At 53.5% G+C, this 18,781-nt stretch carries 16 protein-coding genes and 1 riboswitch; of the genes, 15 read left to right on the forward strand and 1 reads right to left on the reverse strand.

The window, feature by feature from the left end; translation table 11 throughout:
* Nucleotides 1-30: 30 nt before the first annotated feature.
* From RQP18_RS05345 to hfq, 12 genes are all read left to right on the forward strand, one after another.
* Nucleotides 31-1,752, forward strand: a complete 1,722-nt coding sequence (locus RQP18_RS05345; protein WP_342389124.1) for an ABC transporter ATP-binding protein — start codon at nt 31-33, stop codon at nt 1,750-1,752.
* Nucleotides 1,745-3,568 (forward strand): ABC transporter ATP-binding protein, encoded by a 1,824-nt coding sequence (locus tag RQP18_RS05350; RefSeq protein ID WP_342389125.1) that lies wholly within the window; start codon nt 1,745-1,747, stop codon nt 3,566-3,568. Before RQP18_RS05345 ends, RQP18_RS05350 begins: the two co-directional genes overlap by 8 nt.
* Nucleotides 3,569-3,616: 48 nt before the next feature.
* Nucleotides 3,617-3,707: riboswitch (TPP riboswitch) on the forward strand.
* Nucleotides 3,708-3,776: 69 nt separating this feature from the next.
* Complete coding sequence (locus RQP18_RS05355) at nt 3,777-4,355, forward strand: ECF transporter S component (protein ID WP_342389126.1); 579 nt, start codon at nt 3,777-3,779, stop codon at nt 4,353-4,355.
* Nucleotides 4,356-4,357: 2 nt separating this feature from the next.
* Nucleotides 4,358-5,761: an ABC transporter ATP-binding protein gene (locus RQP18_RS05360; RefSeq protein ID WP_342389127.1), complete on the forward strand. Its 1,404-nt coding sequence runs from the start codon at nt 4,358-4,360 to the stop codon at nt 5,759-5,761.
* The gene (locus RQP18_RS05365; protein ID WP_342389128.1) at nt 5,754-6,545 is read left to right on the forward strand and encodes an energy-coupling factor transporter transmembrane component T family protein; all 792 of its coding nucleotides are present in this window, start codon (nt 5,754-5,756) and stop codon (nt 6,543-6,545) included. The genes RQP18_RS05360 and RQP18_RS05365 overlap by 8 nt, the downstream gene beginning before the upstream one ends.
* 149 nt (nt 6,546-6,694) lie before the next feature.
* A complete protein-coding gene (locus RQP18_RS05370; protein WP_342389129.1) occupies nt 6,695-7,120 on the forward strand; it encodes a RicAFT regulatory complex protein RicA family protein in 426 nt (141 codons plus the stop codon).
* A gap of 73 nt (nt 7,121-7,193) precedes the next feature.
* Entirely contained in the window at nt 7,194-7,679 is a 486-nt protein-coding gene (gene thiW, locus RQP18_RS05375) for an energy coupling factor transporter S component ThiW (RefSeq protein WP_342389130.1), read from the forward strand.
* Between the two features lie 49 nt (nt 7,680-7,728).
* The gene (mutS, locus tag RQP18_RS05380; RefSeq protein ID WP_342389131.1) at nt 7,729-10,248 is read left to right on the forward strand and encodes a DNA mismatch repair protein MutS; all 2,520 of its coding nucleotides are present in this window, start codon (nt 7,729-7,731) and stop codon (nt 10,246-10,248) included.
* Nucleotides 10,249-10,252: 4 nt separating this feature from the next.
* Nucleotides 10,253-12,112, forward strand: coding sequence for a DNA mismatch repair endonuclease MutL (gene mutL / locus RQP18_RS05385; protein WP_342389132.1), 1,860 nt, complete (start codon nt 10,253-10,255; stop codon nt 12,110-12,112).
* Nucleotides 12,113-12,123: 11 nt separating this feature from the next.
* On the forward strand, nt 12,124-12,999 hold the full coding sequence (locus RQP18_RS05390; protein WP_342389133.1) for an alpha/beta hydrolase: 876 nt from the start codon (nt 12,124-12,126) through the stop codon (nt 12,997-12,999).
* Nucleotides 12,992-13,933 (forward strand): tRNA (adenosine(37)-N6)-dimethylallyltransferase MiaA, encoded by a 942-nt coding sequence (gene miaA, locus RQP18_RS05395; RefSeq protein ID WP_342389134.1) that lies wholly within the window; start codon nt 12,992-12,994, stop codon nt 13,931-13,933. Before RQP18_RS05390 ends, miaA begins: the two co-directional genes overlap by 8 nt.
* Nucleotides 13,926-14,120 carry an RNA chaperone Hfq gene (gene hfq / locus RQP18_RS05400; RefSeq protein ID WP_031548660.1) on the forward strand — a complete coding sequence of 65 codons (195 nt, stop codon included), beginning with the start codon at nt 13,926-13,928 and terminating at the stop codon, nt 14,118-14,120. Before miaA ends, hfq begins: the two co-directional genes overlap by 8 nt.
* Nucleotides 14,121-14,152: 32 nt before the next feature.
* Here the strand turns inward: hfq and RQP18_RS05405 are convergent, their stop codons facing one another.
* On the reverse strand, nt 14,153-14,638 hold the full coding sequence (locus RQP18_RS05405) for a glutathione peroxidase (protein WP_342389135.1): 486 nt from the start codon (nt 14,636-14,638) through the stop codon (nt 14,153-14,155).
* Nucleotides 14,639-14,777: 139 nt separating this feature from the next.
* Here RQP18_RS05405 and hflX point away from each other — a divergent pair, with 139 nt between their 5' ends.
* The 3 genes from hflX to RQP18_RS05420 all read left to right on the forward strand — a co-directional run bounded on the left by hflX (nt 14,778) and on the right by RQP18_RS05420 (nt 18,698).
* A complete protein-coding gene (gene hflX / locus RQP18_RS05410) occupies nt 14,778-16,016 on the forward strand; it encodes a GTPase HflX (protein ID WP_342389136.1) in 1,239 nt (412 codons plus the stop codon).
* Between the two features lie 4 nt (nt 16,017-16,020).
* The gene (locus RQP18_RS05415) at nt 16,021-17,277 is read left to right on the forward strand and encodes an aminotransferase class I/II-fold pyridoxal phosphate-dependent enzyme (RefSeq protein WP_342389137.1); all 1,257 of its coding nucleotides are present in this window, start codon (nt 16,021-16,023) and stop codon (nt 17,275-17,277) included.
* A 203-nt stretch (nt 17,278-17,480) separates the two neighbouring features.
* Nucleotides 17,481-18,698, forward strand: coding sequence for a PAS domain-containing protein (locus RQP18_RS05420; protein WP_342389138.1), 1,218 nt, complete (start codon nt 17,481-17,483; stop codon nt 18,696-18,698).
* Nucleotides 18,699-18,781: the final 83 nt, after the last annotated feature.

Here is an 18,781-nt window from a genome sequence, read left to right on the forward strand (position 1 = left end):
TCGGTAACCGAAAGAAATGGGTGGGAACAATTGCTAACAGTCTATAAATACGCGCTCAAATATAAATGGTTCATCGCAGTGGCACTGTTTTTCATGTTTATTGAACTGGCAGTGGAGCTGCTGCAGCCGTACCTCATCTCAAAGGTGATTGATGACGGTATCGTCGCCCAGGACATCGATACCGTATGGTTCTACCTGGCCGTCATGTTCGCCATCAGCATGGCCGCGTTCATCAGCGGAATCATCAATTCCTATTTTTCGAGCCATGTCGCCAACAGCTTCAGCTATGACATAAGGACGGCCCTGTTCAGGAAGGTGCAGTACTTCACACTTTCCACCCTGTCCAAGTTTCCCACATCCAGCCTGATCACCCGCATGACACAGGATGTGCTGCAGACGGAGATGCTCCTCTACATGTCGCTGCGCATCATCCTCCGGGCGCCGCTGCTCGTCGTCGGATCGCTCATCATGTCGTTCGTCGTCAATCCGACACTCGGATTCTATCTGTCGTTCCTGACACCGCTGCTGCTGATTTTCCTCATCTTCACCGCCCGCAAAGGGGGGCAGGTGTTCCTGCGCGTCCAGAAGCGGCTGGATAAGATCAACCGCTTCATCCAGCAGAACCTGGAGGCCGTAAGGCTGATCAAGGCGAATGACCGCGAACAGTTTGAAATCAGCAAGTTCAGCAAAGTCGCCGGCAGGCTCAGGGAAGATACAATCTATGCCCTCAGGCTGATGGAATCCATCATGCCCGTCCTGCTGCTCGTCATCAACGGGAGCCTGCTCATCGTCCTGTGGATGGCTTCCGACCTGCTGCAGAACAACACTGTCCAGGTCGGGGAAGTCGTCGCGGTCATCAACTATGCCCTGAGGATGCAGGGTGGATTCTCCATGTTCGCATTCATCATCATCGCTTTCAGCCGGTCGAAGGCTTCCAGTGAACGGATGGAGGAAGTCCTGAAGACACCGGTCAGTGTGAATGAGAATGACGTAATAAAGAAGGAGGACCGTGCGGGCACCGTGAAGTTCGACAATGTCTCCTTCAAATATCCGGGCTCCACACGCTATGTGCTCCGGGATATCAATTTCGATATCAGGGAAAATGAAAAGTTCGTAATTATGGGCGGTACGGGGTCCGGAAAAAGCACGCTGCTCAGTCTGATACCGAAGATGTACGATGTCAGGGAAGGCGATGTCTATGTCAACGGCACCAATGTAAAGGACTGGAACGAAGATGATCTGAGGCAGACCATCGGCTATGTACCGCAATCCGCCGTCCTGTTCTCAGGCAGCATTTTCGAAAACCTGCTGTGGGGGGATTTGGAAGCCGGAGAGTCCGAGATTTTCACCTCCACACAGAAGGCGCAGATCCACCGTTCGATCGAGTCGTTCGACCACCGCTATGACACGCGGGTCGGACAGCGGGGCGTCACGCTTTCCGGCGGGCAGAAGCAGCGCCTGTCGATTGCACGTGCACTTGTCAGGAAACCGGGTATCCTCATCCTCGATGACAGCACCTCCGCGCTCGACATCCGTACGGAATCGGCATTGTGGGAATCCATCAAGGATGAGAACACAACGCGCATCATCGTCACGCAGAAGGTCATCACGGCCAGGATGGCCGACCGCATCCTGCTCCTTGATAATGGGGAGATCAGTGCGCTCGGCTCCCATGAGGAGCTGATGGAGCAGTCTGCGCTCTATCGTTCCATCGTCGAATCGCAAACGGAAGGGGGTCAATTGGATGATTGATTTTATCAGACGGCCTTTCGGCCATGAACCGGTCCTCAAAAAGAAGGAGATCGGCCGCAGGAAAAATAAGGAGGACCAGCGGGCCAATGACATCGGCGGCACCCTCAAACGGATGTGGCAGTTCATCTCAGAAGAGCGGGCCCTCCTGTATGGCATCATATTCCTTGTGACCCTGACCAGCCTGCTGAGCATTACAGGGCCTTTCCTCGTCGGCTACATCGTGGACAACTACTTCATACCGGGGGAGATGGACGGACTGTCCACCATACTGCTCTTCCTGCTTGTCGTCTATATCCTGCTGTCATCGACCCAGTATACCGCGGCCTTCTTCATGGTGGGCCTGTCCCAGCGGACGGTGTACAAGCTGAGAAGCCGGCTGTTCTCACATATGCAGAAGCTGCCGGTCTCCTTCTACGACAAGCGGCAGCACGGCGAGCTGATGAGCCGCATGACCAATGACATCGAGACGATTTCACAGACGCTCAATACATCATTCATCCAGTTCACGACAAGCATCGTCACACTAATCGGCACGATCAGTGTCATGTTGTACCTGAGTCCGCTGCTCACCCTCCTCACCGTGCTGATCATTCCGGTGCTGATATTTGCTGTAGGCTTCATCACAAGGCGTACCGGACCGCTCTACAAGAAGCGGCAGCGGGCGACCGGGGAGCTGAATGGCTATATCGAGGAGATGGTCTCCGGCCAGGAGATCGTCAAGGTGTTCTCCCAGGAGGAGACGGCGATCCGCAACTTCAATGAAAAGGCGGGCAATCTCAGGGACATCACGTTCTGGGCATTCCTGTATGCCGGCTTCATCCCGAAGGTGATGAACATGCTGAACAACGTCAGCTTCACCATCGTGGCCGGCGCTGGCGGCCTGCTCGTCTTCTATACGGACGGACTCGTCACCATCGGCACCATCGTCGTGTTCGCAGAGTACGCCAGGCAGTTCACGCGGCCGCTTGCCGACCTCTCCAACCAGTTCAATCAGGTGCTTTCGGCCATCGCCGGTGCAGAGCGTGTATTCGGCATCATCGATTCGGAGCCCGAAAAGGACGAGGGGACGATTGTGGACAGCACCATAAAGGGTGAGATTGAATTTGATGATGTCTCCTTCTCCTACGATCCGACGCAGAAAAACCCGACCATCAGAAACTTGAGCTTCAGGATAGATGCAGGCGAATCGGTTGCCCTGATTGGCGCGACCGGTGCGGGCAAGACGACCGTCATGCAGCTGCTGGCAAGATTCTATGAAACGGATTCCGGAGCGGTCAGGATTGATGGACAGAACATCCTCGACTACAGCCGTTCGACAGTCCGTTCGCAGACGGCTTTCGTGCTGCAGGATCCCTACCTGTTCGAATCGACGATCAGGGAAAACATCCGCTACGGCAAGCTCGATGCGACGGATGAGGAAGTGGTGGAGGCGGCGAAACTTGCCAACGCACACGAATTCATCGTTGCACTCGAGGAGGGCTATGATACCGTGCTGGAAGCAGATGAAGGATTCATCTCCCAGGGACAGAAGCAGCTGATATCGATTGCCAGGGCCCTGATCACGGATCCGGCCATACTGCTCCTGGACGAAGCGACGAGCAGCATCGATACGGTGACGGAGCTCAAAATCCAGGAGGCGCTCGAGCGGCTGATGAAGGATCGGACGAGCATCATCATCGCCCACAGGCTGAATACGATAAAGGCCGTGGACCGGATCTTCGTCATGGAGCTCGGTGAACTGGTCGAAAGCGGTTCTGAAGAGGAGCTCATCAGACAGCGCGGCCGCTACTACCAGATGGTCGCCGACAATAAATGACTTCACAAAATTCGGAAAGTGTACTATCATGGAACCAACCGAATAAATAACCACCACTAGGGGTGTCCGCAAGGACTGAGAATTACCCTTATCACCTGATCTAGATCATACTAGCGTAGGGAAGTGGCATATTTTACATATAATATGCACACCACTCCGCTAGTGGTGTGTTTTTTTATTTGGAAAATAATTTATGGAGGTTGGTAACATGGCAAAAAGAAAAGGGCTGACCCTGACCGATGTGTTGATCACGGTCGTCGTCGCCCTGGTATTCTCGTTCATCTATTCGATATGGGGTGGGGTCTATACGGCGCTCGAACCGCTCGGACTGCACCTCAATCAGCTGCTGTACGGCATGTGGTTCATCGCAGCGGTGGTCGCCTATCTCATCATAAGGAAACCCGGCGTGGCACTGATTGCGGAATTTGCAGCGGCATCCGGTGAAACGATCGTCATGCTGCAGTTCGATGTCATGCTGATCGTGTACGGACTCATCCAGGGGCTTGCATGCGAAATCGTATTCGCCATCGTGAAGTACAAAAGCACATCCCTGATGGTGGCGGTCATCGCCGGCATCTCAGCTGCGCTCGCGACGTTCCCACTCGACTGGTACTACGGCTACCTCGGCCAGCTGGCGACATGGAATCTGCTGTTGATGTTCGGTTTCAGGGTGCTGAGTGGTGCACTCATTGCCGGCTGGCTGGCGCACCTATTGTACCGTGCGCTGAAGGAGACCGGTGTGCTGAAACTCGTCGGCAATGGCCATGCTGCTGAAGAAGGGCTTTGATCATGTGCATCGAAGTGGAAAAATTGCGTCTGCGGTTCCCGGAATCAGAATCGCCTCTCTTCACCGATCTCGACCTGAAAATAGGGGAGGGTGAAAAGGTGCTCATCGTCGGGCCGAGCGGCTCGGGCAAGAGCACCCTGCTCAATGTGCTCGGGGGCCTCATACCGGATACGATCACCATACCGATGAAGGCGGATCGGCTCAAAATGCCCGCGTCCTGTGCATACGTCTTCCAGGATCCGGATTCCCAGTTCACGATGCCGACAGTCGCCGAAGAGCTCGCCTTTGTCCTCGAGAACAGGCAGGTGGCTGAGGAGGAGATGGAACCCCTGTTCACGGAAGCGCTCAGCATGGTCGGGCTTGATGTGGCCCCGGAGAGCGCCATCCAGACGCTGTCAGGAGGCATGAAGCAGAAGCTCGCCATCGCCTCGGCATTGCTCCAGCAGGCAGACACGCTGTTTTTGGATGAGCCGACAAGCATGCTGGACAGCAAATCGGCGGCTCATCTCTGGGATACCGTGAGGGCGATGTGGAATGATCTGACCGTCGTCATCGTCGAACATCGTGTCGAAGAACTATGGCACACGGTCGACCGGGTGATACTGATGAATGATGACGGTGTAATCGTGTGTTCCGCCACACCCGGAAAAATGCTGGACGAGCATCGCCGGCTGCTCGACCAATACGGCGTGTGGCATCCATGTTCGTGGCAGGACGCCCCTGTCCTCCCGAAAATTGCACCGGGGTCCGGTACACTGATGGAAGCAAGGGACCTCTCCATCAGAAGAGGGGGCAGGCGTCTTTTGACGATAGATGATCTGAGGATCGGAAAGGGTGAATGGATTACACTCGAAGGGGACAATGGCACGGGAAAATCGAGCCTGCTGCTCGCATTGATGAAACTCATTCCCTCAGGAGGCAAGGTATTTTTTGGGGGCAGCCGGGTCGGCAGGACGCGGCATCTCGAGGGCAGAGTCTATCCGGTCTTCCAGAATCCGGAGCTGCAGTTCATTACGAACCGTGTGTTCGACGAAGTGTTCATCAATCTGGAGATGCACCATGATGACAGGACGGCACGCCGGGAGACGGATGCACTGCTCGAACGCTTCGGACTCGGACATGTGTCTCATCTGCATCCGCTGGAAATATCCACCGGGCAGAAGCGGCGTCTGAGTGTCGCGACGGCGGCAGGCGGGGTGCCGGAAGTCATCATATTCGATGAACCGACATTCGGTCTTGACCAGCGTCATGCCTTCGGCCTGCTCACGATGATTCACGACATGGTGAAGCGGGGGACGAGCGTCATCATGATCACCCATGATGCGGAGATCATGAAGCGCTATCCATCGAGACGCCTGCTGATTGAAGACGGACGCCTTGTCGAACGGGGGGATGGACATGCCTGAAGCGGTGAAGCGCTACAGCACATTCGCCGACCGGGTCAATCCCCTCGTCAAAATCCTTGTGGCCGTCGGGCTGTTTCTGACCGTCATCCTCATCCATGACCCAAACCACCTTTTCCATCTGTCGGTCATCATGTTCATTCTGCTTTTCATATTGAGCGGTGTGAAGTACGTCTATATCGCACTCCTGACAGGTATCATCCTGTTTTTCGGCTTCATTTCAAGCCTGTATATGATCCTCTACGGCGAAGGGACGACGACAGTCTTCCAGTTTGGAATCATCCATGTCACCGAAGAGAGTGCTGTACGCGGCCTGCATATCATGATGCGCGGCATCACGCTCTCCTTCTTCGGAGCACTCATCGTCTTCACTACACGCATCACGGACGTCTTCTACAGTCTGATGCAGCAAGGGGGGCTGAAGCCGAAGTATGCCTATTCGTTCATGGCGGCACTCCGCATGGTGCCGATCATTGCGGGTGAATATCTTGCATTGAGGCGTGCCCGCAAAGTGAGACGGGCACTGATCCACCGCAAGTACATCAGCGGATTGCAGGGGTTCATATCGACGATCGTCACCCTGCTCAGCCAGAGCATCAGGCGGGCCTGGCGTCTCGGGGTCGCCATGGAATCCAAAGGGTTCGACGACGGACCGAGAACCTATTACCACCGCACCATCTATTCCATCCATGACTTCCACTTCATCCTGCTCATCCTTCTCGGTGTCATCCTCTCCTCTTTCCTCGGGGGATGGTTCAGCCCGTTTGACACTGTGGACGCGAGATGAATTCCGGGGTCGAATAGTTTTGAAATATGGGAGAAAAACGTATATACTGATAGGAGATTTCAGCAACCGTATCAGATTGCGGACAATGGATGAAAGTATAATGAATCATCTTATGGATGGTTTTAAAATAGGGAAAAGGTGGCAGTTCAATGTATACGAAAGATGATATTGTGAAAGAAGCGAAAGGGCTCGGCAACATGATCGCCCAGACGGAACAGGTGGACTTCTTCAAGAAGGCCGAAGCCAAGATCCATGAAAATAAGGATGTCAGGGAAAAGATGGCAAGTTTGAAAAGTCTGCAGAAGCAGGCGGTCAACTTCCAGAACTACGGCAAGGAACGCGCATATCAGATGACCGAAGAGAAGATCAAGAAAGTCGAGGCGGAACTCGACGAAATGCCGATCGTCAACCAGTTCAAGGAATCCCAGGGAGAGGTCAACGAACTGCTTCAGATGGTCTCCCATGCCATCAGCCAGACAGTGACGAATGACATCATCACTTCCACGGGCGGAGATCTGCTCCAGGGCGAGACCGGAGCGGCAATGAGGAATATGCCGAACCAGGAAAATAAATAAAAAACATTAAATTCATAAGGGCTACGCATCCGTATAGGGATGCGTGGCCCTTTTTTCAAAGGAGAGTGATGGAATGACCAGAAAAATGACCATTACGAGTGTGCTCACCGCACTCAACGTCGTACTCAGCATGTTCATCATCATACCCGTAGGACCGATCAGGGCTGCACCTGTACAGCACCTCATCAATGTCCTCTCCGTCGTATTTACAGGGCCATGGGCCATCGTCCAGGCATTCCTGTCATCCACGATACGGATCATGATGGGGACGGGGTCCCCGTTCGCCTATCCAGGCAGCATGCTCGGGGCGCTCGTCGCGTTCATACTGTACAGGAAATTCAAAAAGCTCGGCGTCTCCGCCATCGGAGAGGTACTGGGTACGGGCGTAATCGGTTCGCTCGCCACTCTGCCGCTGATCATGATACTCGGTCTGGAGAGGGATTTCTTCTGGGTGCTGGCGCCGGCATTTCTCGTCAGCACGATGATCGGTTCGGTGGTCTCATGGCTTCTGCTCAGGCAGCTGGATGAAAAAGGGATCCTAAAGCAGTTCAACATTTGAAGGGCTGCATGATATAATGCAGTTATATTTTAGTAATGGAAGTGTTTAGATGGCTACTGTAACACCAATGATGCAACAATATCTGAATATCAAGGAGGCGCACCCGGGAGTGCTGCTCTTCTATAGACTGGGTGATTTCTACGAGCTGTTCTACGATGATGCGATTACAGCGAGCAAGGTTCTTGAAATCACCCTGACATCACGGGACAAGAAGAAGGATCCCATCCCGATGTGCGGCGTCCCCTATCATTCTGCAAAGGGCTATATCGAACGGCTGATCGACCAGGGGTACAAGGTTGCCATTTGCGAACAGATGGAGGACCCGAAGCAGACGAAAGGCATGGTGAAGCGGGAAGTGGTGCGTATCATCACGCCGGGGACACTGATTGATGACTTTGGCATGGACGATGGCAGGAGCAACTATATCCTTGCATTGGATGAAAAATCCGGCCGTTTCACCGCCGCCTATTCGGATATTTCGACCGGGGAGATATTTGCATTTTCGACAGAGGACCTCGGTGTATTGAAGAGTGAAATAGACCGCATCCGGCCAAGGGAGATTGTGGTCGAGGAGGGCATCGAAGGCCTGCTGTCCGAACTCTATTCCGACCCGCCGGTGAATACACCGTTTTCTAACCAAACGCATTTTCCGCTCGAATACGGGGCAGATATCACGGAAGGGGAACGGGAGACGCTCAATCTGCTCGTGGCCTACATCCGCGCCCACAACATGAAGGACCTGAAACATTTCAGGACCGTGGAAAAGCACCGCATCAAGGAGACGATGCAGCTGAACTATGCGGCACTCTCCAATCTGGAGCTGCTTGAGAGCCTGCAGACGAAAAAGACGAAGGGCTCCCTGTTCTGGTATCTGAATCGGACGGAAACCCCGATGGGCAAGCGCAAGCTGAGGAAATGGATCGAGCGTCCGCTTCTCCGCCAGACGGCGATCGAAGAGCGCCATGAGGCGGTCGCGGTCCTCCTCGACCACTTCATCGAACGCGAGGATATGCGCAGCCTACTCAACAATGTATATGACATCGAGCGGCTTGTCGGCCGGCTGAGCTTCGGCAATATCGATGCAAAGGACCTCGTGCAGATGCGGGATTCCCTCCAGGGGCTTCCTGCCGTCGCTGAAATGCTCGAACGGATCGGGCTGCTCGGCACGCCGCTCTTCCGGTCCTTCGACATTCTCGATGATGTCCACGAACTGCTGGCGGACAGCCTCGATGATTCACCTCCGAAGACCATCCGCGAGGGCGGCATCTTCAGGGAGGGCTACAGCAACAGGCTCGATGAATACCGGTATATCTCAAACAACGGCAGAGTGTGGCTCAATGACTACATCGAGCGGGAAAGGGAGCGGACCGGCATCAAAAACTTGAAGGTCGGCTTCAACAAGGTGTTCGGCTACTATATCGAAATCTCCAAAGGCAACGCGGTGAACTTCGATGCCGAAAAGTTCGACTACCAGCGCAAGCAGACGCTGACGAATGCAGAACGCTTCATCACACCGGAACTCAAGGAGATGGAATCGAAACTGCTCAGTGCGCAGGATGAAAGTATCATACTCGAGTACGAGCTGTTCGTCGCACTCAGGGAACATATGGAGCAGTTCATACCGAGGCTGCAGACGACAGCGGATATCATCAGCACGCTGGACTGCCTTGTATCGTTTGCGACGGTGGCAAATGACTACCGGCTTGTACGCCCCGAGTTCAGCGGGGATGAACTGTCGATTACGGAAGGGCGCCACCCTGTTGTGGAGAAGGTGATTGGCGAGAACACCTATGTGCCGAACTCCCTCGACATGGACCGGGATACATTCATCTATCTGATCACAGGGCCGAACATGTCAGGCAAGAGCACCTATATGCGCCAGGTTGCAATCATCAGCATCATGGCCCAGATGGGGATGTATGTCCCGGCGGAGGCCGCGGTCCTGCCGATCTTCGACCAGATATTCACACGCATCGGGGCGAGCGACGACCTGGCCAGCGGGAAATCCACCTTCATGATCGAAATGATGGAGGCGAATGACGCACTTCAGAATGCGACGGAAAACAGCCTCCTCATCTTCGATGAAATCGGGCGGGGCACCTCAACCTATGACGGCATGTCCCTTGCTCAGGCGATGCTTGAATACATCCACCACCACATCGGGGCGAAGACGCTGTTCTCGACCCACTACCATGAGATGACGCGTCTCAGCACCGAGCTTGACCACCTGAAGAATGTCCATGTAAAGGCGACCGAGTACGACGGCAAACTGATATTCCTGCACAAGGTGAAGCCGGGGCCGGTGGAGCGGAGCTACGGCATCCATGTGGCGAAGCTTGCCGAACTGCCGGATGAAGTCACCCATCGGGCGAATGACCTGCTGAAGACGTTCGAACAGGACGGACGGGTGACCGGAAACCAGCAGCTGGAACTCCCGCTTGATGATACGGAGACATTCGAAGTCCATCCCGTCATCGATCAGCTGAAATCGCTCGATCTCAACCGGATGACGCCGCTTGATGCGATGATGAAGCTGCAGGAACTAAAAAACGAGCTTGAAGGCGAGTGATGATATGAGTCCGATTAAAGTATTGGATAGTGCGATACAGAACAAGATAGCCGCAGGCGAAGTGGTCGAGCGTCCGAGCTCCGTGGTCAAGGAGCTGGTCGAAAACTCCATCGATGCCCATGCGACGCAGGTCGAAGTGTTCATCGAGGAATCGGGAATGAAGCAGATCCGTATCGTCGACAACGGGGACGGCATCCATCATACGGATGGCCCGCTGCTTTTCCAGCGGCATGCCACAAGCAAGATCGATACGGACTACGACCTCTTTCAGATCCGCTCCCTCGGTTTCCGCGGGGAGGCGCTGGCAAGTATCGGTGCCGTGGCGAAAGTGACCGTGGAGACGAAGCACAGTGCAGGCAATCCGGTCTTCATCCGTTTCGAAGGCGGAAGCCTGATCGAGCAGATTCCGGGCAAGGAGCGGCAGGGGACGGACATCACCATCACCGACCTCTTCTTCAACACCCCGGCCAGGCTGAAGTACATGCGCTCCATGCGGACGGAAAGCGGCAAGATCATCGACATCATCCAGCGCATGGCGCTTGCCAACCCGAACATCAGCTTCCGCCTCGTCCTGGATGGCCAGGAGAAGGTCATGACGAAAGGGAACGGCAACCTCAAGGAGGTCATCAGCGACATATACGGTCTGAACGTCGCCCGCCATGCGGTCGAAATCGATGCGCACGATGCGGACTTTGAAATTCGGGGCTATGCCATCCGCCCGGAGATCAACCGCAGCAACAGGAACTATCTCAACATCTCCGTCAACCGCAGGTTCATCAAGAACTTCAGGCTTTCGCAGTCGATCGTGAACGGCTACCATACACTGCTGCCGAAGGACAAGTCTCCGATCGTGGTCATCGACATCACGATGGATCCGAAACTGGTCGATGTCAATGTCCATCCGTCCAAAATAGAAGTCCGCTTCTCAAAGGAGCGCGAGCTGAACAGGCTGCTTGAATCGGCGATCGGGACGCATGTGAAAAATGAAATGCTCATCCCTGATGTATCACGGGAGAAGCCGCGGCGGCAGGAGAAGTCCACCCAGGAGGCGCTGGATTTCACTGCAGAGCGGTCCGTACCGCCAAAAGCAGAGCCATCCATACAGAAGACACCGGCAGCCCGTGATGATGAAAGCACACCGGGCGGCTACAGGGTGGCCCCAGAGCGGACGGTGCTGAAGGAGGCGCGGGCACGGACACCGGAACCGTCCACTCCGCCGAAACGGCGGGATACACCAGCGCACATCCCACATACGCACTCCGGGGAGGAGGAACGGGAGAAGCTGCCCTACCTTGAGATCGTCGGCCAGCTGCATGGCACCTACATCATCCTGCAGAACGACACCGGCATGTATATGATGGACCAGCACGCCGCCCAGGAGCGGATCAAGTACGAATACTACTCGGAAAACATCGTCCAGGAGGAAACCGATGGCATCCCGCTGCTCATCCCATATACATTCGAATTCCCGATGAATGATATAATAGCGATAGACGACAGGCTGAAAAGGCTCCAGTCCCTCGGTTTTGAAATTGAGAAGACCGGAATCAGACAGTACGCCGTGACGCGGTATCCAAGCTGGATCGATGAGAAGAATCCGGAAGCCGACATAGAGGACCTGATCCATTTCGTCTCCTCAAAGGAGGACTTCTCGGTCAGCCAGTACAAGGAGGAGATGGCCATCATGATGAGCTGCAAGCAGTCAATCAAAGCCAACCACTACCTGGACAGGCCGCAGACAGAAGCGCTGCTCGAATCCCTCAGGGCATGCAGGTCGCCCTACACCTGCCCGCACGGCCGGCCGGTCATCATCCATATGAGCACTTACGAAATCGAGCGCATGTTCAACCGCATCATGAAATAGGGAGGCAAAAGATGAAAATCAGCGAACGCATGGTATACAACGAGGGCAGGGAAATACAGACCACAATCTTCTCGCCCGAAAGACCCATCTGCGCCATCCAGCTGCTCCATGGCATGGCCGAACACAAGGAGCGCTATACCGAAATGATGACATGGCTTGCGATGAACGACTGCATGGTCGTCATGCATGACCATCGGGGCCATGGGAAGGATACCGGAGATCCCGGACATTTTGACGATTTCAACCTGCTGATCGATGATGCGCGGGCGGTGTCCAGGCTGATTCCCCGGTCTCTGCCGAAATTCATCCTTGGCCACTCCATGGGATCCATCGTGGCCAGAAGGCTGCTCGAACACGGCATATATGATGGCGGCATCATCGTCGGCACCGGCAATAAGGATGCCATCACCGACCAGGTTGCGTCGAAACTGCTCAGAAAGGTGGCTGATGCCACACCAAAAGCGCGATCCAAGACGATCAACCGGCTGGCTTTCCTCGGATATGATGCATCTTTTGAAGGCATGCAGAAGAACAGATGGCTTTCAGCGGACGGGACGCATGTCAGGCAGTATAATGAGGATCCATACTGCGGATTCCTGATGAGCAACCGGGCACTTTCCGAAATACTTCGCCATGTCAGGCTCAGCCGGAAGCACCGGAGCCTGAAGAAGCTGGATCCGCAGGCGCCCATACTTCTGATCGGCGGCAAGGAAGACCCGTTCTCCAACAGGGGGGCCGACGTGAGGAAGCTTGCGCGCCGCTACAGGCAGTATGCGGATACGGTGACCGTACAGCTGTATGATACCAGCCGGCACGAAGTCCTGTTTGAAAAGAATCGCGAACAGGTTTACAACAGACTACTGGAATGGGTGATGAGACATGTCTGAAAAGAAGAAACTGCTTATACTCGTGGGACCCACAGCCATCGGGAAATCCAAGCTCGGTGTTGAAATCGCAAAGCGGTTCAACCTCGAAATCATCAGTGGCGACTCGATGCAAGTCTATCAGGGAATGGATATCGGCACAGGGAAGATCACCGACGAGGAGATGGACGGCGTGCAGCATTATATGATCGACGTCATGCCCCCGGATACCACATTTTCAGTGCACCAGTTCCAGAAACATGTGGACGAAATCATAGACGAATTCCACGAAGACGGCCGTGTACCGTTCATTGTCGGCGGGACGGGTCACTATATCCGGGCGCTCATCTATGGATATGAATTTGACGATGAGGACGACAAGGAGAAGCGGGCGTTGACAGAACGCCTCGAACAGCTGGGGACGCCGATCCTCCACAGCCGCCTCAGATCCATCGATCCGAAGCTTGCCGAGGAGATCCATCCAAACAACCGCAAGCGTGTCATCCGCGCCCTGGTCAAGCATGAACTGAGTGACAGGATCAGCAACAGAATAGGCCCCGGCTACACAGATGAGTTGAAATATGATACATTTATAGTAGGATTGACACGTGATAGGAAGTCGATTCACAGCAATATCAACGCACGTGTCGAAAAGATGTTCGAGATGGGGCTCGAGGATGAGGTGAGGAACCTGTTCCAGCGCCGGTCACTATCGAAAACAGCGGGCGCGGCTATCGGCTATAAGGAATTTCTCCCGTACTTCGAAGGGGAGGCATCCCTCAATGATGTGAAGGAAACGATCAAGCAGCATACCAGACAGTATGCCAAGCGGCAACTGACCTTCTTCAGAAACCAGCTCCCCGTAAAGTGGTATGATCTTGATTCAGTGAATATGGATATAATATTTGAGGATATATATCAATTCCTACAGATGAAGGAGAGAAAGAAAAATGACTAATGGCGATCTACAGGATAAGTTTCTCAGCGAATTCAAGGAGTCCGAAGTCGAGGTTACCGTATTTCTGGTGAATGGTTTTCAGATGAGGGGCACTGTCATCGATTTTGATAAATTCGTTATCCAACTCCATTCCGGCGGCAAGAACCATCTGATCTACAAGCATGCCATCAGCACATTTACAAAATAGCAAAAAGCATCCCATCGCAATGGGATGCTTTTTTAGCCTCTCAGCACCTTTTTAACGTCCTCTTCAAGTGCCATGGGCGATTTCTGCGGAGAAAACCGGTTCACGATCCGGCCTTCCCTTGAAATGAGGAACTTGGTGAAATTCCATTTCACAGTGTTGGTGAACAGGCCGCTTCTGCCCTCGGTCAGATATTTGAACAGGGGATGGATCCGGTCGCCTTTGACCTCCGTCTTCTCCATGACCCGGAACGTCACGCCGTATTCGTTACGGTAGTGGGTCTTGGCGGCGGTGGCATCAAGCGGTTCCGAATTCATGAAATCATCGGAAGGGAAGACGAGTATGACGAGCCCCTCATCCCTGTATTTCTGATAGAGAAATTCAAGTTCCGAAAGCTGGTTGCGGAAACTGCATTCGCTTGCTGTGTTGACGATAAGTATGACTTTGCCCGCAAAGTCCGCCATACGCATCGGTGTACCGGTGTCATCATGGACTTCTATATCATATAGATGCGTCTTCATGATTTTGGACCCCTTTCTAAAAGCGAGAAACACAAATATATAACTTATTTAGACAAAATACTCCCATGCTAAACAAAAACATCTCTATCCGTTCAGCAAAAAGGGTATGATATATTAAAGTAACGTAGGAGGTGCTCAAGTGTCAAACACATATAGAGGTGTCATCATCGCAGTGAACACACCGAAAAGAAAAGACATTCAGACAGAAGTGGAGGAGCTTCGGAGCCTTGCAGAATCGGTCGGCATCGAAATCATCGGTGTCCATATCCAGAACCGTACGACAAAGGATCCGAGGTCCTATGTCGGTACCGGATTCCTCTCGGAAACACGTGAAAGCTATGATGTGGATGAGGAGATAGACTATACGATTGTCAATGACGAGATTACGGCCAGCCAGAACCGTGCAGTAGAGGCGGTCATGGATACGAAGGTCATCGACCGTACACAGGTCATACTGGACATATTCAGCCTGAGGGCACAATCGAAGGCCGGGCAGCTGCAGGTAGAGCTTGCCCAGCTGCAGTATCTCGTACCGCGTCTGAAAGGCCAGGGCATCAACCTGTCCCGCCTCGGGGCCGGCATCGGCACAAGGGGGCCGGGAGAGACGAAGCTCGAAACCGACCGCAGACACATCAACCAGCGGATAAAGGAGATAAAGAAGCAGCTCAAAGTCGTGGAATCCCATCGTGAGAGATACCGTGAAAAGAGGAACCGCAACCAGGTTGTCAAAATTTCGCTGATCGGCTATACGAATGCCGGGAAGTCGTCTCTGTTCAACACGATGGCGAAAAGTGATACGTATGAGGAGAATGCCCTGTTCGCCACACTCGATCCGAAAACAAGGCAGATTACACTGCCTTCCGGATTCGAATGCATTCTGTCCGATACCGTCGGATTCATCCAGAACCTGCCGACGACATTGGTCGAAAGCTTCAAGTCCACGCTTGAGGAAGCGGCCGACAGCGACTTTCTGATCCATGTCATTGACAATAGCTCGGAAAATCTGGAAACCCATTACGATACCGTGAAGAAACTTGTGGCCCAGCTCAACATGGAGCACATCCCTTCCATCGTCTTCTTCAACAAGACGGACATCGATGACGGACGGTACTACACACCAGGTGAGCCGCATGCCTATGTCAACAAGGACATGCCGCCCCAGGATATCCTGGAGGTGCTCGAAGGGTTCATGAAGGAATATATGGAGGAATATGAAGCCGAGCTGCCCATGTCCGAACCCCAGAAGATCTACGACCTCAAGCGGTATACCATCGTCGATGAACAGGAGCTTGATGAAGAAGCGGGGACATACAGGCTGAAAGGCTACGAACCACCCGGTTCATGGAGCCGGAGAATTTCAGAAAGAAACGAGGCATGACCGCGTGGAGTATACAGAAACAGATATCAGTCGCCTGATTGAGGAAGCAATCGAAGAGATCGATCCGATCATCAGGGAAAACAAAAAGATCGCAAGAAAAAATTTTAAGAAAGTCATGCATGCCTTCCATGAGAATGGGGTGGCCGAAAGCGACTTTTCCGGCACGACAGGCTATGGATATGATGATGTTGGACGGGACAAGCTTGAAGAGATCTACCGTATGGTCTTCAGGAGTGAGGATGCGCTCGTCAGAAGCCAGATCATCTCAGGCACCCACGCCATCAGCCTGGTCCTGCTCTCACTGCTCGAGGCGGGTGATGAGCTCATCTATATCAGCGGCGAACCCTACGATACGCTTGCCAAGGTCATCGGCAGTTCCGATCGGGACGTCGGCAGCCTGCGGGAGAAGGGGGTAGGCTGCCGGTCCATCGATCTCGTGGATGACCGGTTTGATGAAGCGGCGATCATGGATGCCATAACAGATCGGACGAAGATGGTCGCCATCCAGCGCTCCCGCGGATACAGCATGCGCAAGTCGCTGACCATCAGTGAAATGGAGGCGATGATCAGCAGGATAAAAGCGGAATATCCGGACATCATCGTCTTCGTCGACAACTGCTACGGCGAGTTTGTAGAGACCCGCGAACCGGTCGAGGCCGGCGCGGATGTCATCGCCGGGAGTCTAATCAAGAATCCTGGCGGCGGACTCGCCCGGATGGGCGGCTACATCGCAGGGGATCAGGACCTCATCACGCGGATCAGCTACCGACTCACCGTGCCCGGCATCGGCAAGGAGATGGGGGCGAGTTTGAACGCCAACACTGACATGTACCAGGGCTTTTTTATGGCGCCGCATGCGGTGGTGGAGAGCCTGAACGGAGCAGTACTGACGAGTCACCTGCTGTCGAAGGCGGGGCTTGCGACAGATCCGGCACCGGATGCAGAACGGACTGATCTGATCCAGAGCGTGTCCTTCAATACGGAGGCGGAGATGGTCACCTTCACCCAGATGATACAGAAGGCCTCGCCCGTCAATTCACAGTTTCTTCCCGTGCCAAGCGACATACCGGGATATGAGGATCCGGTCATCATGGCCGCCGGAACATTCGTCCAGGGCGCCTCCCTCGAACTCAGCGCAGACGGGCCGATCAGGGAACCCTACACTGTATTCGTCCAGGGCGGCCTCGTCTTCGAGCATGTCGTCCATGCGCTCGAAACGGCTCTTCTCGAAATGCGGGAGAAGGGCATGATACAGGTATAGAAACACCGATAAGCGTCCTTCAAAGGAGCCACGGAAGATGTGGAAACTTTGAAGGGCGCTTTTTTGTGTCTAAAATATCTCGCAATAGCGAAAAAAATGTTAACGATTTGAAACAGGCGGTACCGGGAGGGGGAAATGTCATATAATAGATGTATTGATGATACATGTTTAAAAGGAAGAGAAAAATTTGAAGGGGTGATTGCATGTCCATGGCAACAACGGACGTCAGCAAAGTAAGATCTCTGCTGCTCAGGATGAACCGGGGAGAGCCGGTGGAGAGCGTGATGGCTGATTTCAGCGCGGCATTGGAGGAAATGGAACCGGGTGAAATGCTTGGTGCGATAATGGAAGTGAAGTATGTGGAAAAGGAGGTTTCCATATATGATGTCAGGGAATTTCTCGATATCCATGAACACATCCATCGTAAATCATTGACTGATATCCATGTATCAAAAGATGGCAGTCATCCACTTCGCATACTGAAGAAGGAAAACAGGCTGCTTTCCGGATCGCTGGAAATCATCGGCCACCTTCTCGAGTGCTACGAGGCAGGGGAGCGGACGATGGTGGACACGCTCATCGCAGAAGTCATTCGGTTCGAGGATATCAACTGCCACTTCAACAGGAAGGAGAAACTCTATTTTCCACTTCTCGAGCGCCGCGGCATCTATACACTCCCGCGGAAGATGTGGGCGCAGCACGATACCATCCGCCTTCTGCTCCGGGCTTTGAGGAAACGGACGGAAAAGATCGACGACATCAAATTCCGTCATGTAAGAAGATCGTTTGATGACCTGAAGGACGCGTGTGAGGAAATGATGCTCGAGGAAACATACCTCCTCATACCGTTGACACAGTCCCTGTTCAAAGAGCGGGATTGGACGGCGATTGCAGCGGAGAGCAGGGCATTCGGATATGCGATAGATTCCGTGGGCAAGTATCAGAATGGAAGTGGATACGACAGGCGGAATCAGTCCGAGTCCCTGGATGATACGGTCCACATGCAATTTGGCGGGGGCTATCTGACAGCGAAGGAAGCGAACCTGATACTGAATCATCTTCCTGTCGAAATCACGTTTGTCGATCGGAATGGACTCTTCAAATACTTCAATGACATTGTGGAATCAGGTGAGATGATGTTCATACGTACACCACTGTCCATCGGCAGGAACGTTGCCAACTGCCATCCGCCGAAAAGTACGAAGAAGGTGATGCACATCATCCATGACCTGAAAAAGAGGAAAAAGGAATCAGAAACGATGTGGTTCAGAAAGAAGGACAAGTATGTCCATGTCACATATAAGGCTGTATTCGATGAAAGTGGCGACTTCATGGGCATTCTCGAATACGTGCAGGATATCCAGCCGTTCTTCGAATTGCCGAGGGAAGTAAAACGCGGCCCGAGTCCAAAACGGAGGTGATGGGGGCTGACGTCCGTCTCTTCCCCTCATGGATATATCCCATGGAACTAAAATATTTAAAAATTTGAATTTGACAGAAAATT

This window comes from Salinicoccus sp. Bachu38, assembly GCF_038561955.2.
Lineage (GTDB): Bacteria > Bacillota > Bacilli > Staphylococcales > Salinicoccaceae > Salinicoccus > Salinicoccus bachuensis.

Coding starts and splice junctions, on each gene's coding strand:
- RQP18_RS05405 (WP_342389135.1), bottom strand. CDS start 14,638: ATGAAGACGCATCTATATGATATAGAAGTCCATGATGACACCGGTACA.
- RQP18_RS05360 (WP_342389127.1), top strand. CDS start 4,358: ATGTGCATCGAAGTGGAAAAATTGCGTCTGCGGTTCCCGGAATCAGAA.
- RQP18_RS05370 (WP_342389129.1), top strand. CDS start 6,695: ATGTATACGAAAGATGATATTGTGAAAGAAGCGAAAGGGCTCGGCAAC.
- RQP18_RS05365 (WP_342389128.1), top strand. CDS start 5,754: ATGCCTGAAGCGGTGAAGCGCTACAGCACATTCGCCGACCGGGTCAAT.
- miaA (WP_342389134.1), top strand. CDS start 12,992: ATGTCTGAAAAGAAGAAACTGCTTATACTCGTGGGACCCACAGCCATC.
- RQP18_RS05355 (WP_342389126.1), top strand. CDS start 3,777: ATGGCAAAAAGAAAAGGGCTGACCCTGACCGATGTGTTGATCACGGTC.
- hfq (WP_031548660.1), top strand. CDS start 13,926: ATGACTAATGGCGATCTACAGGATAAGTTTCTCAGCGAATTCAAGGAG.
- RQP18_RS05420 (WP_342389138.1), top strand. CDS start 17,481: ATGTCCATGGCAACAACGGACGTCAGCAAAGTAAGATCTCTGCTGCTC.
- RQP18_RS05390 (WP_342389133.1), top strand. CDS start 12,124: ATGAAAATCAGCGAACGCATGGTATACAACGAGGGCAGGGAAATACAG.
- mutS (WP_342389131.1), top strand. CDS start 7,729: ATGGCTACTGTAACACCAATGATGCAACAATATCTGAATATCAAGGAG.
- thiW (WP_342389130.1), top strand. CDS start 7,194: ATGACCAGAAAAATGACCATTACGAGTGTGCTCACCGCACTCAACGTC.
- mutL (WP_342389132.1), top strand. CDS start 10,253: ATGAGTCCGATTAAAGTATTGGATAGTGCGATACAGAACAAGATAGCC.
- RQP18_RS05350 (WP_342389125.1), top strand. CDS start 1,745: ATGATTGATTTTATCAGACGGCCTTTCGGCCATGAACCGGTCCTCAAA.